Here is a 15097-nt window from a genome sequence, read left to right as displayed (position 1 = left end):
TCACACCCGAATTGAGTTTTAGATAAATCTAAAAATTTCGTTGATGACTAAAGCCCCCTTTTTGCAGCTTGAAAATAAATTTTGGGGAAACTCCTATTTATTTAATGCTTTACACAATTAAAGTACCGTGGTATAATTTTAATAATTAAATTAATATTTTATGCTAAATGTTTTGAAAGGATGAGAAGAGAGTATGTTTGCATACATAGTGAGAAGACTTTTGTTAATTATTCCGGTTTTAATTGGTGTTTCGCTGATTGTATTTTTTACAATGCATCTTGCACCTGGAGATCCAGCAGTTATTATGGCTGGCCCACAGGCGTCTGAATCTGATATTGAAGCTATTAGAGACAATCTTGGTTTAAATGAACCTTTTTATGTTCAGTACGGAGTTTTTGTGAAAGGACTTATAACTCTTAACATGGGAGAATCAGTACAGACTAGAGAACCTGTTGTAAACATGATAAAGAACCGATTTCCCAATACACTGGTATTGGCAGTCAGCAGTATATTAATTGCCAGTTTGATCGGATTAACTGCCGGTATAATTGCAGCAGTAAAACAGTATTCATTATTTGATAATTTAAGTATGGTTATTGCCCTGCTGGGTATTTCTCTTCCCAGCTTCTGGATAGGTACTGTTTTAATATATTTGTTTGGAGTTAAATATAGAGTTATGCCTATTTCCGGTCTGCCGGAAAACTGGTGGACACTAGAATGGATTAAACATCTTGTAATGCCTGCTACAACCTTGGGAGTGGCATCTGCAGCTCTGATTGCAAGGATGACAAGATCATCTATGTTAGAAACAATTGGTAAGGATTTTGTAAGAACTGCCAGAGCAAAGGGAGTGTCAGAAAAGTCAGTTATAATTAAACATGTTTTAAAAAATGCTTTAATTCCAATTATTACAGTTATAGGATTAAATTTTGGGCGCCTGCTTGCCGGTACAGTAATAACTGAATCTGTTTTTGCAATAAACGGCATAGGGAGAATGATAGTGAGGGGAATCAGCACCCGCGATTTTCCTGTTGTACAGTCTTCTGTAATGATGGTAGCATTATTATTTGTTTTTATAAATCTATTTGTTGATTTAATTTATGCATATATAGATCCGCGAATTAGATATGAGTAGGGGCTGATAAAATGAGAAGAAGTGAAGTAAAAAAAGCAGGAACCCTGTATAAATTATGGAGAAGTTTAAAAAGAAATAAAATGGCTCTGTTCGGATTTACACTGATTATTATTACTATTTTAATTGCAGTTTTGGCTCCTTTTGTAGCACCATATGATCCATATAAACAGAGTCTCACCAATCGATTTAAGCCTGTAGGTAGTGATGGCCACTTCCTTGGTACAGATGAATATGGTAGAGATATTTTGAGCAGATTAATATATGGTTCCCGTATTTCTCTTTCAGTTGGTTTTTCAGCTGTTTTTCTGGGATTGATTGTAGGGGTTTCACTGGGACTTGCAGCAGGATTTTATCCTAAAGCAGATAATATAATTATGCGGCTGATAGATATAATGCTTGCTTTTCCAGGTGTTCTGCTGGCTCTTTCCATAATTGCTGTTTTGGGTCCAGGTCTGATTAATGTCATAATAGCTATCAGTATTTGGTCTATACCGACATTTACCCGGATTGTAAGGGGACAGGTTCTTTCTTTAAAAGAAAACGAATATGTTATGGCAAGTAGAGCTTTAGGGGCTAAAGATGTAAGGATTATGTTCAAGCATATCTTGCCCAACTGTTTTGGGCCGATAATTGTCTATGCAACACTGCGTCTTGCCTCTTCTATTTTATCGGCTGCTGCACTTTCATTTTTAGGCCTTGGCGCACAGCCACCGCTTCCAGAATGGGGGGCTATGGTGAGCACAGGTCGTTCATTTATTTATAATGCTCCCCATATGGTAATAGTGCCTGGAATTGCAATTGCCGTGGTTGTTTTTGCTTTTAATTTAATTGGTGACGGCCTCCGGGATGCACTGGATCCCGGAAGCCGCTAAAATAAAAAAAGAATTGAGAAGGAGGAGTAGTTTTGAAAAAAGTAAGTATTTTAATTTTAATGGTATTTTTAATGACAGCTTTTAGTTTTGGTGTTTCAGCACAGGAAAAAGTAATTACTTATGCTACAAGTGGTGAAGTTGTTGGCCTATCACCTATTTTAACAAATGATTCAGCTTCTGCTACAGTACAGGTACAGGTTTATGAGACACTGTTTTTGCGTGATGGAAAGACAAATGAAATAAAGCCAAATCTGGCTAAATCTTATTCCAACCCTGACCCAAAAACATGGATCATTGAATTAAGAGATGATGTTTATTTCCATGATGGAACTAAGTTCAATGCAGAAGCAGTTAAATTTTCATTTGATCGTCTGAGAGATCCAAATGTAGCTGCACCACGAGCAAGTCTGCTTGAACCGGTAGATACTATTGAGGTTGTTGATGAATATACAGTTAAAATCACAACCAAATATCCCTATGGACCATTTCTGGCAGCATTAACACATTCTAATTCTGCCATTGTAAGTCCGGCAGCAGTTAAAAAATACGGTGATTTAATGCAGAATGCATGTGGAACAGGTCCATTTAAAGTAGAAGAGTGGGATGCTGGAAACCAGCTGACACTTGTAAAGAACGATAATTACTGGGGTGGAGAGGTAAAAATTGATAAGGCAGTTTACAAAATAGTTCCAGAAGCTGCTACACAGGTTGCCATGCTGGAAACTGGAGAAATTGATTTTATTGATTCTGTTCCTTCAGAACATCTAATGCGCCTTGAAGCAAATCCAGAAATAGATATTGATATGGTTAAAGGTACCCCAATAAGATATCTTGGTTTTAATTTTAAAAGAGAAGAATTTAATGACATAACTTTAAGGAGAGCCATTGCTCATGCGATAGATCGAGATGGAATTATTGCTACAATGAATGGTCTGGCATACAAATCTTATGGTATAATTGGTCCTAAGGTATTTGGTTATAAAGAAGAGGTAGAAAAATATGGTCAGGAATATGATCCGGAAAAAGCTAAAGAACTGTTAGAGGAAGCTGGTTATGCTGATGGTTTTGAAACAACAATCTGGACCACATCAGTTAGTACAGAATATACGCGAAATGCAGAGATGATTCAGGCTATGTTAAAAGAAGTTGGCATTAATGCAGATATCAGAACTCTGGAATGGGGAGCCTACCTTGCAGAAACACGTAAGGGAAGCACAGACCTATTTCTGTTGGGTTGGTCTAACTTAACTGCTGATGGAAGTGAGCTGATCTATCCTAACCTTCACTCTGATAATATTGGTGGAGCAAACAGATCTTTTTATGATGGAGCAGATGCATATATAGAGGCATCTCGCGGTACAGTTGATCAAGAAAAGAGGCTGGAATACCTCAGTAAAGCAAATAACTATTTAGTTGATAATGCTGTCTGGGTACCACTTTATCATCAGTCTGTTTATGTTATCTACAGAGATAGAGTAAAAGGTTTAACAATTCAGCCGAATGGCAACTGGTATCTTAAAAATGTTGATGTAGAGTAGCTGTAAAGGGAAATAGTGTTAATTTAAGGACCTCCTAAAAGGGAGGTCTTTTTTGTGCTATAATTTGCCTATATACTGGTAATGTTGTAAACTATAATTAATGAGAAAATTAAAAAAGGATGATTATATGCAGAAAAAAACAAGAGATTATTTTAATATAGAAAAGCACAGCAGTTTAAAACCTGGCAAATGGAACAAAATAACTGATATTGAAGGTGTTAAAGTAGGTCATTCTACTCTGGCCGATGGTGATATCCAGACAGGAGTAACTGTTGTAATGCCACATGAAAATAATATTTTTAAAAATAAGCTGAGGGCTGCTGTTCACGTTATAAATGGATTTGGCAAAAGTATAGGTCTTGTACAGATCAGAGAATTGGGTAGTATTGAATCTCCTATAGTATTAACAAACACACTTAATGTAGGTACAGTATCTACGGCTTTAATAAAAAATATACTTGCACAAAATGAAGATATTGGTGGAAAAGCCGGCAGCTTTAATTCTGTAGTATTGGAGTGTAATGATCAATATCTTAATAATTTAAGAAAGTTAGCAGTACAGGAAAAAGACTATTTTAAAGCAAAAGAAAATATCAAAAAGGATTTTAGAGAAGGCGCTGTTGGTGCAGGGAGAGGTATGTCCTGTTATGGATTAAAAGGTGGTATCGGCTCTTCTTCCCGCAGATTTAAAATTTCTGAAGATGAATATCATTTAGGAGCACTTGTATTAAGCAATTTTGGTAAAAAGAAAGATTTTCTGCTTTATGGCAAAAGCTTAAGTGATATTATGCCTCAAAAAGATGAGGAAGAAAAAGATGAAGATAGGGAATATAAGTCACAGGATGGATCGGTTATTGTAATACTTGCCACTGATCTTCCTCTTTCATCAAGACAATTAAAAAGATTATGTGTTAGGGCAGGAGCAGGACTTGCTAAAACAGGTACATATATTAGTAATGGTAGTGGTGATATAGTGCTTGCCTTTTCTACTGCAGATTATATCACAGAATATGACAGTGGTGACTTTTTGCAGAATAAAATTTTAAAGGACCGAAAGTTAGATATTGTTTTTAAAGCAGCTGTTGAATCAACTCAGGAAGCTGTTTATAATTCGATGGTTACTGCTGAATCGGTAACTGGATTTAAAGGCCGCAGTCGGGAGTCGTTAAAAAATTTAATTAATAATATGGAAAGGTGATATAGATGGGTGCTGAAAAAATTATTTCTGATTTTAAAACTGCTGTTAGGGAAATTATTTCTTTATCTGAAGCTGGAGCAGGTGATATAATGGTAATAGGTGGCAGCAGCAGTGAGATTAAAGGAGAAAAAATTGGTTCATCAACAGATCTCAACATAGGTGAAACAATTATCAAAAAATTAATAGAAATTCTAAAAGAAAAAGAGATATATGCTGCAGTACAGGGCTGTGAACACATAAATAGGGCACTGGTTGTTGAAAAAAAATATGCAGAAAAAGAAAATCTAGAAGAGGTAAATGTAATACCCCATAGAAATGCCGGTGGGGCTTTTGCCACAGCTGCATATAAATATTTCGATGATCCGGTTATGGTAGAAAATATAAGAGCAGATTTTGGTATTGATATAGGAGATGTATTTATTGGAATGCATTTAAAAGAAGTTGCAGTTCCAGTTAGACTTTCTATTAAAAAGATTGGAGAAGCTCATCTTACTGCCTGCAGAACAAGGCCCAGAATGATCGGTGGAGATAGGGCCAGACACAAAAAACTTTGATAATTATTAGGAGGTAAATATAGTTGAAATTTCTACACCATATAATAGATAGAATAATTCTACTGACAGCAGGTAGATTTCTGGTTGTTCTTTCTGAAAAAGACAGCCGCATAAAAAAAGAACTTGAATTCTGGCCTGATGAATTTACAGCAGCTCTGGCAGCTGATAAACACGGGCCATTTATGTTCATCAAAAAATTAAATAATAAATTACATTATCTTGGGTTTAAAGAAGATGACAAAAAAGCTGAACTCAAAATTTTTTTTAAAGATGAAGAGCTGGCATATCAGGTTTTTTCTGTAAAAGAAAGTATAAGAGATTCATTTTCCGAACATAGATTAATTATAGATGGAGATTTTTCTGTTGGGGTATCAATGATCTATATGCTGGAGATTTTAGAATCATATCTGCTTCCATCATTTATGACAAAAGATATAATGCCTAATAAAATAAATAGAGAAACAGGAAGAGTAATGCTTTTTCTGCATACATTAACTTTAAATAAAGATAAGGGTGAATGAAATGAGATTTCCTGAATATTACGAATTTTATAATCCGGTAAAAATAAACTCAGGTAAAAATGCTCTATTAACTCTTGACTATGAGATGGAAAGACTTAAAATTAAAAAGCCATTTATTCTTACAAATGAAATGCTGGATGAATTAAATCTGCTCGATCTGCTGCTTGAGCATCTGCATGGATTTGAAATCAGCGGAAAACATATCTTCAAAAAAATCCCCAATGTGTCTTCAGTAGATATTGTAAAAAAAGCAGCTGAGGTTTTTAGAGAAAATGATTGTGATTCTATTATTGCTTTAGGTGGAGGTTCTGTAATAGATACCGCTAAAGGCATAAATTTAATGATATCGGAAAATACAGATGATATAAGGAAACTGGTGGGAGTAGAAACAGCACATGGTGACATGAAACCACTGATTGTTATTCCTACAACATCCGGCACCGGATCTGAGGCAACAGTAGAAGCGGTAATAACAGATGAAGAAAGAAAATTAAAATTAGAGTTCCTTTCCAATAAACTGCTGCCTGATCTTGCAGTGCTTGATCCCAGGATGACATTTCCTCTTCCGGCCCGCCTTACAGCTTCGCTGGGTGTTGATGTTCTTGTTCATGCTGTTGAGGCATATACAGGCCTGCAGAAAAATCCCTTAAGTGATAATTATGCACTTACAGCAGTTAAACTGATTGGAAAATATCTTAAATCTGCTGTACGGGAAGGGGATAATGTGAAATACAGAATGGCAATGGCAAATGCCTCTATAATGGCAGGAATAGCATTTTCTAATTCGATGGTTGGTATTATTCATGCTATTGGTCATGCCTGTGAATCTGTTTCTGAAGTTTCTCATGGTGATGCAATTTCTATACTGCTTTCACATGGTATGGAATATAATCTTAAGTTTGACTACTGCCGAAACTCCTATTCTGATCTGCTGCTTTCTCTGGCTGGCCCGGAAATATATGCATCTACACCGGCAGAAAAACGTGCTGAAGCTGCTGTTGATGAAGTAGTTAAACTGCTTGATGAACTGAAAGATCTGGCAGGTATTCCAAGAAATCTAAAAGAAATCGGTGTAAGAAAAGAAGATTTTGAAGAAATTGTAGAAAAAGCAATCCATGATGCAGCAGTACTTTCTTCTGCCGGCAGGGTAGAAAGAGGAGATATCCGTTCTATTTTAGAGGCTGCATATGAGTAAAAAGATCCACTTTTATTTGCAAAAATACTATTTTTTTGTTTTTTTACTGGACAAATAATATTATTTATATTATAATTTGAATCAGAGTCAGTTTTTGACTTTAAGTCAAATATTGAATTTATCTTTACTCCCCTCCCCCGGGGAGTTTTTTTATTTCAAAACAGGCATAATATGTAGAATAACAAACATATTTATTCAAACGGAAAGGTAATCTGTTTTAATTGGATTTATAGTGAATAATTTTATTTGCTCTATTTTTCAAAATATTTTATAATTAACATGAAATCGTTACCGAAATCGTTTACAAATATATTCTGGAGTGGTAGAAATGAAGGTTACAATAAAAGACATTGCCCGCAGAGCTGGTGTATCTGTCACAACAGTTTCTAGAGTAATTAATAATAAACCTGATGTTAGTTCAGATACAAAAAGGAAAGTAGAAAAAATAATAGATGAAACAAACTATCAGCCAAACACTATAGCCAGAGGACTTGTTCTTCAGAAAAGTTACACTATTGGTTTAATTATTCCGGATATATGCAATCCCTTTTTTCCTGAAGTTGCCCGCGGTATAGAAGATGAACTGAGAAAAGAAGGATATTCTGTTATCTTCTGCAATACAGATAACCGCAAAACTTGGGAAAAAGAAAGTATTGATCTGCTGAGATCCAAACAGGTTGACGGAATGATACTTTCATTATCCTATGAAAACTGTGATGAAATTTTTAAACTGGAAAAGGAAGGCTTTCCTGTTGTACAGCTGGACAGACTGGTTGAAGGAAGCAGTATTCCTTCAGTTGCAATTGATAATACGGAATCTGCATATAAAGCTGTAGAATATTTAATCAGTAAAGGACACAAAAGGATTGCTCATATAACAGGAGATCTTGACACAAATACAGGCCGCTGTCGTGCTGAAGGGTTTAAAAAGGCCTTGAAAGATTATAATATAAACCTTTTGGATAAATTCTATGTAAAAGGAGATTACAGCCGCAGTTCAGGCTATTATTCCATGAAGAAAATTTTGCAGGATGATGAACATCCCACAGCAGTTTTTACAGGAAATGATCTTATGGCACTGGGGGTTTATGAAGCCATATTTGATGAAGGTCTTAAAATTCCAGATGATGTATCTGTTTTTGGTCATGATGATATTGAACTTGCTTCACTTATAAGGCCCGGCTTAACTACTATGCGGCAGCCTAAATACCGGATTGGAAAACTTGCAGCAGAGGAATTGCTGGGTATAATAAACGAAAATAAGGATCCGAACTTAACTGAAGTTGTTCTTAAAACTGAACTAATTGAAAGAGAATCGGTAAAATCTTTATTAGATTAATCAGTTTAACTTATATATAATTGATCGAGAGGTTATGGTCATTTCAGTTAAGTGATTCTGTTGTAAAGACAAAAAATATCAAGGAGGAAAAAATTATGAGAAAGATTTTTTCAGTATTACTAGTATTAGCACTTTTTGTAGGTGTGTTTTCTCTTAATGTAATGGCACAAAATAGTGATATGAGAGTTGCTTTAGTTCTATCCGGATTTTTAGGAGATCAGTCTTTCAATGACAGCTCATATGAAGGTCTTAAAAGAGCTCAGGAAGAGTATGGCTTTGAACTTAAAGTATTAGAGTCTGGTGTTTCATCAGAGTGGGAGCAAAATTTAATTGCTATGGCATCAGCTGGATATGATTTAGTAGTTGCCAATACAACTCAGTTCCAGCAGATCGTTAAAAACAATGCACCAATGTTTCCAGATACAAAGTTTGCCCTTATTGATGGTGTAGTTGATCTGCCTAATGTTGTTTCTGCTGTATTTGCCCAGAATGAGGGTTCTTTCCTTGCAGGTGCAGCAGCAGCAATGTTTACACAGCATGATGAAATTGAAGGTGTTAATAAAGATAAAATTATCGGCTGGGTAGGTGGAATGGATATTCCAGTACTGCATGACTTTTTGGTAGGATATAAACAGGGAGCAAAATATATTGATCCAGAAACAAAAGTTCTTGTATCATTTGCAGGTACATTTAATGATCCTGTAAAAGGTAAAGAGCTTACACTTTCTCAGTATGACCAGGGAGCAGATATTGTTATGAATGTTGCCAGTGGTACAGGTAATGGTATCCTTGAAGCTGCAAATGAAACACCTCACTATGCAATTGGGGTAGATATGAATCAGGACGGCATTTATCCTGGTGCTATATTAACAAGCATGCTTAAGCGTATGGACCAGGCAACTTATTTAATTGCAAAATCAGTTGCAGAAGGAAATTATGAAGGTGGAAGAACAATCAAAATGGATCTTTCTAATGGTGGAGTCAGCTTAACTGATATGTCAGTAATGCAGGAAGCATTAGGAGATAAGTTTCCTGAAGAAATTTTAACAAGAATTCAGGAACTGACAGAAAAAGTTAAAAATGGAGAAATTGAAGTCGATTCATATGAAGGATTTCAGCGCAACTAAGATAATATAATTGATTAATAATTACCGGTGAGGTATAACAGCCTCACCGGATTTATAAAAGATGTATGTAGAAAAGGGAGTGAAAAAATTGGCCCCAATAGTAGAAATGAAAGGCATTTATAAAGAATTTCCCAATGTTGTGGCTTTAAACCATGTTGATTTTTCTTTAGAAAAAGGTGAAATACATGCCCTGATAGGAGAAAACGGTGCAGGAAAATCAACTTTAATGAAAATACTCTATGGAATTTATGATCAGGATGAAGGTACAGTTAAAATAAATGGTGAAGAAAAAAATATCAGTGATGCCAGAGAAGCTATGAGGCTTGGCATTGGAATGGTTCATCAGGAATTTATGCTTGCTGAAACTATGACGGTACTGGAAAATATTATTCTTGGTTTTGAACCTAATAAACATAAGCTGCTTGATTATGACAAGGCATATTCTGAAGTGATGGACTATTCAGAAAAATATGGTTTTGAAATTAGACCGAACAGCAAAGTTATTAATATTTCGGTTGGAGAAGCACAGAGAGTAGAAATACTAAAGGCTCTTTACAGAGGTGCAGAAGTGCTTATACTTGATGAACCAACAGCTGTTTTAACACCACAGGAAACAGAGGAATTATTTAAAATCATACGTTCACTGAAAGAAAATGGGAAAACAATAATTTTTATTTCACATAAATTGGATGAAGTTTTGGAAATAGCAGATAGAATTACTGTTATGAGAAAAGGTAATAAAGTGGAAACGCTTTCACAGAATGATGCTACTAAAGAAAAGCTGGCCTATCTTATGGTCGGAAGAGAAGTTTTTCTTGATTTTGAAATAGAAGAAAATGAACCTGGAGACAGGATTTTGGAAGTTAAAAATCTGAATGTGTTCGGGCGCAGAAAACTTTCTAATCTTAAGGATGTTTCTTTTGAGATAAAAGAGGGAGAAATACTGGGTGTTGCTGGAATAGATGGAAATGGTCAGACAGAACTGGTTGAAGCCCTGACAGGTTTAAGAAAGGTAGAAAGTGGTGAGATTAAAATTAGAGGAGAAGAAATAACAAATAAATCTCCTCTGGAAATCCGCCATCATGGTGTTTCTCACATTCCCGAAGACCGCAATAAAACAGGTTTATGTAAGGAATTAACTATTCAGGAAAATTTAATAGCAAATAAACTTCCAGATGATCCATATTCATCAAAAATTGGTATTATTAATTTTAAAAGGGTAAAGAATTTTGCTGAAGAGCTGATAGATAAATTTGATATTCGTCCACCCAAAACTGATGTAAAAATGCAGAATTTATCTGGTGGAAATGCACAGAAAGTAATTGTAGCCAGAGAAGTTGCAGAAGATGCTGGACTTATAATAGCTTCTCAGCCGACCAGAGGTATAGATATTGGTTCAATTGAATTTATTAGATCTGTGCTGCTGGATGAGAGAAAAGCCGGAAAAGCAGTGCTGTTAGTTTCCGCTGATCTGGAAGAAATACTTTCCTTAAGTGATAGAATTATAGTAATGTATGAAGGAGAAATTCAGGGAACACTGGATATAGAGGAAGCAAATGAAAATAATCTTGGTCTGATGATGACAGGTGGAAATCCTGATTTTAAGGGTGGTGTAACCGCATGAATGATAAATTAAGAGATTTTCTTTATGAAAGACAGTCTCTGCTTAATGTATTTATAGCAGTTTTTACTGCAATGATAGTGGGAACATTAGTAATATATTTTATGGGTTATGATATTTTAGAATCATATGAAGCACTGTATCAGGGTGCTTTTAAAGGAAGGTTTAACTTTGGTGGTACTCTTGAGAGATTTGTACCTCTTCTCCTTTCCGGTTTAGCTTTTGCTGTTGCATCAAAAGCATCTATTTTTAATATTGGTGTTGAAGGTCAGCTTTATTTTGGTGCAATAACAGCAGCCTTTTTTGGTTATATTATAAAAGGAGTACCTTCTCTGGTGCATATACCGGTCACCCTGCTTTTGGCAGCAGCGGCAGGTGGACTCTGGGCAGTAATTCCAGGATTTTTAAGAGCAAAATATAATGTTAATGAAGTTACAACAACAATTATGCTAAATTATGTGGCTATTTTCTTTGTTGGCTACATAGTTAACCATCCTTTCAAAAATCCTAATGTAGGAGTTCCACAGACACCTAATGTTCAGCCTACAGCTAGACTTCCGAAAATAATGCTTCCCAGCCGAGCAAATATTGGTATTTTTATTGCACTTGCTTTACTGGTATTTTTTATCTGGCTTTTAAATAAAACTACTTTTGGATATAAAGTTAGAGCGGTAGGATTTAATCCATTTTTTACTGATTATGTTGGAGTTAAATCCAAATTAATAATGGTTTTAACAATGTTTTTAAGTGGAGCTATTGGTGGTGTTCTCGGTGGTGTTGAAGTTCTGGGAATTCACGGATATGTGCTGGATAATTTTTCGCCTGGTTATGGTTTTGATGGAATTATGGTAGGTTTACTTGCAAGGAATAATCTTAAAGCACTTCCTTTTGTAGCTTTTTTTCTGGCAGCACTTCGCTCTGGAGCAATCAATATGGAAAGATTTACAGGTGTACCTAAAGAAGTAATAGGAGTTATAGAGGCGGTTATTATTCTTTTAGCTGCTGCAGAAGTTATAGTAGAAATTAAAAAAAGAAAAAGTTCGGACAAAGGAGGGGTTGAAGTTGGGTGATCTTGGATTAATTATCAATTTAAATTTATTGAGAGCCACACTCAGAATGTCAACACCTATTGCCCTTGCAGCCATGGGACTTGTTATAACAGAACAGGCTGCAATTACCAATATTGGCATTGAAGGCATTATGCTTATTGGTGCTTTTGTTGCTGTTGCTGTGAGTTATTTTACAGGCAGCTGGGTGCTGGGGATATTGGCGTCAGTTGCAGCCGGTGTTGTTGTTGCTCTGTTTATGGCTGTAATTCACTTAAAATTCAAGGCAGATGTTTTTGTTGCCGGTATTGCAATTAACCTTTTTGCAATTGAATTTACCCGTTTTCTGCTGAGAAATATATTTAATACTGCTGGAAGTTTTTATGATCCCAATATTGTTCCGATTCCGTCTATTACCATACCAATAATTGATAAAATTCCTGTACTTGGGACTTTATTAAGCGGATTTAAATTAACAGATTATCTCGGTATTATACTTGTTTTTGTAACATATTTTATTCTCTATAAAACTGTCTGGGGGTTAAGGATTCGTTTTGTAGGAATACATCCACTTTCTGCAGAAACAGGTGGAGTTCATGTTAATATTAAAAAATATCAGGCAATGATATTAAGCGGGATTTTTGGAGGACTTGCTGGAGCACATCTGTCACTTGGATATACAAGACAGTTTATAGAAAATATGACAAATGGGCGTGGATTTATTGGAGTAGCTGCTATGTATTTTGGTGGAGTGACACCTATAAATACATGGTTTGCCAGTCTGTTCTTTGGTTTTACTGAAGCTTTAGGTAATAATCTTCAGACATTTGGACTTCCATCACAGTTTATGCTTATGATTCCATATATAGCCACTGTGGTTGCAATTACAATAGGTATGATTAGAAAGCAGAAAAGAGAAAAAAATAATTTACTTTAAAATAAATTATAATAAATCAACTTAGATTTTTAAAATAAAAATTTAGAAAATATAGATTAAATATTCTATGGTTATAAATTATTAAATTTATTTATCAGAAAGATAATAGGAGGAATTAACTTGGCAGATAAAAAGAAAATTATATTGGATGTTGACCCAGGTCATGATGATGCAGTAGCTATTCTGCTTGCTGCAAAAAATGAAAAACTTGATCTGAAGGGAATAACAGTTGTTGCAGGAAATCAAACTTTAGAAAAAACCCTTCAAAATACTCTCAATGTATGCAGTTTTGCAGGACTAAATGATATTCCTATTTTTGCAGGCATGGCCAAACCTTTAGTGAGAGAACAGGTTATTGCTGATGATATCCATGGTGACAGTGGACTTGATGGGCCACAATTCCCAAAAAGCACCTTAAAAGAGGAAGATAAACATGCGGTAGATTTTATAATAGAAGAATGTCTGGCAGCAGAAGATGGTATTACACTTATACCAACCGGACCGCTGACAAATATTGCTATGGCATTAATTAGAGAACCTAAAATAAAAGAAAATATTGATGAAATAGTACTGATGGGAGGTTCCTATACTCTTGGAAATACTACACCAGCTGCTGAATTTAACATCTATGTTGATGGAGAAGCAGCTAAAGTTGTATTTGAAAGTGGACTTGATATTACAATGGTTGGTCTTGACCTGACACATCAGGCAAAGGCATATCCGGAGATAGTGGAAAGAATAGCAGAGATCGATAATGATGTCAGCAATTTAGTTGTAGAACTGCTCAAATTTTTCGGCTACACATATAATCGGGTATTTGATTTTGATGCACCACCTCTCCATGATGTATGTGCAGTTGCTGGAGTTATTGATAAAGATGTTTTTACTAGTAGAAAGATGAGAGTTGATATAGAAACAGATAGTGAACTAAACTATGGGAGAACAGTATGTGATTTCTATGGAGTAGTGGATAAAGAAGCAAATGCAGAAGTTGCTCTTGATTTAAATAAAGAACTTTTTTGGGATCTTTTAATTGAGGCTTTAAAAAAGTATTAAAATAAAGTTTTCTGGAGGTAATGATGAGAAGAGAAAAGATAATACTGGATGTGGATCCAGGCCATGATGATGCCATTGCAATTTTACTTGCTGCCAGAGCAGATAATTTAGATTTGAGAGGAATAACCGTTGTTGCAGGAAATCAGATATTAGAAAAAACACTTAACAATACACTTAATATAGTAAATTATGCAGATTTAAAGGTTCCAGTATATAAAGGAATGGCAAAACCACTGGTAAGAAAACAGGTTACAGCCGGCCATATTCATGGAGAGAGCGGTCTTGATGGGCCAGATTTTCCATCTTTAACATTAGAAGCCGAAAAAAAACATGCAGTAGACTTTATAATTGATGAAGCACTTAAGGCAGAGGAAGGAATTACATTAGTTCCTGTAGGACCGCTTACAAACATTGCAGCAGCTATTTTATTAAAACCTGAAATAAAAGATAAAATAAATAGAATAGTGATGATGGGTGGAGCTTATGGACTGGGAAACAGAACACCGGCCGCGGAATTTAATATTTATGCAGATGCAGAAGCTGCAGATATAATTTTCAAAAGTGGAATAGATATTACCATGGTCGGGCTTGATCTTACCTTTCAGGCCCAGGCCTATCCAGAAATTATAGATAGAATATCTAAAATTGGAAATAAAGTAACGGATTTGGTTGTAGAATTACTGGAATTTTTTGGATCTACATATCAGGATTTTTATGGTCTAAAAGCAGGTCCACTGCATGATGTATGTGCGGTGGCAAAACTAATAGATGATGATGTATTTACAACCAGGAAAATGCATGTAGATATTGAGACAGACAGCAGTTTAACTTACGGCCGAACAGTCTGTGATTATTATGATGTGACAGGTAAGAAGAAAAATGCAGAGGTTGCTCTTGATTTAAATAAAGAAAAATTCTGGGATCTTTTGTGTGATATACTTGGGCACTACAATTAGGA

Annotated in this window: 14 protein-coding genes; all 14 read left to right on the top strand. The window is 35.3% G+C overall.

The window, feature by feature from the left end; translation table 11 throughout:
* Positions 1-193 precede the first annotated feature (193 nt).
* The 14 genes from DER71_RS01705 (at position 194) to DER71_RS01640 (ending at position 15095) form a co-directional block, all read left to right on the top strand.
* On the top strand, positions 194-1135 hold the full coding sequence (locus tag DER71_RS01705; RefSeq protein ID WP_114458631.1) for an ABC transporter permease: 942 nt from the start codon (positions 194-196) through the stop codon (positions 1133-1135).
* Positions 1136-1146: 11 nt separating this feature from the next.
* A complete protein-coding gene (locus tag DER71_RS01700) occupies positions 1147-2007 on the top strand; it encodes an ABC transporter permease (protein ID WP_114458632.1) in 861 nt (286 codons plus the stop codon).
* Positions 2008-2039: 32 nt separating this feature from the next.
* Positions 2040-3545: a glutathione ABC transporter substrate-binding protein gene (locus DER71_RS01695; protein WP_114458633.1), complete on the top strand. Its 1506-nt coding sequence runs from the start codon at positions 2040-2042 to the stop codon at positions 3543-3545.
* A gap of 127 nt (positions 3546-3672) precedes the next feature.
* Positions 3673-4743 (top strand): P1 family peptidase, encoded by a 1071-nt coding sequence (locus DER71_RS01690; RefSeq protein WP_114458634.1) that lies wholly within the window; start codon positions 3673-3675, stop codon positions 4741-4743.
* A 5-nt stretch (positions 4744-4748) separates the two neighbouring features.
* Positions 4749-5297, top strand: a complete 549-nt coding sequence (locus tag DER71_RS01685) for a TIGR01440 family protein (RefSeq protein ID WP_114458635.1) — start codon at positions 4749-4751, stop codon at positions 5295-5297.
* 23 nt (positions 5298-5320) lie between these two features.
* A complete protein-coding gene (locus DER71_RS01680; RefSeq protein ID WP_114458636.1) occupies positions 5321-5818 on the top strand; it encodes a hypothetical protein in 498 nt (165 codons plus the stop codon).
* 1 nt (position 5819) lies between these two features.
* Positions 5820-7013, top strand: coding sequence for an iron-containing alcohol dehydrogenase (locus DER71_RS01675; protein WP_114458637.1), 1194 nt, complete (start codon positions 5820-5822; stop codon positions 7011-7013).
* Positions 7014-7341: 328 nt separating this feature from the next.
* Positions 7342-8352 (top strand): LacI family DNA-binding transcriptional regulator, encoded by a 1011-nt coding sequence (locus DER71_RS01670; protein ID WP_114458638.1) that lies wholly within the window; start codon positions 7342-7344, stop codon positions 8350-8352.
* A gap of 95 nt (positions 8353-8447) precedes the next feature.
* Positions 8448-9479, top strand: coding sequence for a BMP family protein (locus DER71_RS01665; protein ID WP_114458639.1), 1032 nt, complete (start codon positions 8448-8450; stop codon positions 9477-9479).
* A 79-nt stretch (positions 9480-9558) separates the two neighbouring features.
* On the top strand, positions 9559-11103 hold the full coding sequence (locus DER71_RS01660; protein ID WP_369834968.1) for an ABC transporter ATP-binding protein: 1545 nt from the start codon (positions 9559-9561) through the stop codon (positions 11101-11103).
* Positions 11100-12170 (top strand): ABC transporter permease, encoded by a 1071-nt coding sequence (locus tag DER71_RS01655; protein WP_114458641.1) that lies wholly within the window; start codon positions 11100-11102, stop codon positions 12168-12170. The genes DER71_RS01660 and DER71_RS01655 overlap by 4 nt, the downstream gene beginning before the upstream one ends.
* A gap of 46 nt (positions 12171-12216) precedes the next feature.
* Entirely contained in the window at positions 12217-13083 is an 867-nt protein-coding gene (locus DER71_RS01650) for an ABC transporter permease (RefSeq protein WP_114474221.1), read from the top strand.
* 120 nt (positions 13084-13203) lie between these two features.
* A complete protein-coding gene (locus tag DER71_RS01645; RefSeq protein ID WP_114458642.1) occupies positions 13204-14139 on the top strand; it encodes a nucleoside hydrolase in 936 nt (311 codons plus the stop codon).
* A 23-nt stretch (positions 14140-14162) separates the two neighbouring features.
* Positions 14163-15095, top strand: a complete 933-nt coding sequence (locus tag DER71_RS01640; protein ID WP_114458643.1) for a nucleoside hydrolase — start codon at positions 14163-14165, stop codon at positions 15093-15095.
* Positions 15096-15097 lie beyond the last annotated feature (2 nt).

This window comes from Halanaerobium sp. DL-01 (assembly GCF_003338615.1).
Classification (GTDB): Bacteria; Bacillota; Halanaerobiia; order Halanaerobiales; family Halanaerobiaceae; genus QPJE01.
The sequence above is the reverse complement of the archived record's forward strand: the minus strand, read 5'-3'. Positions and strand labels throughout refer to the sequence as shown.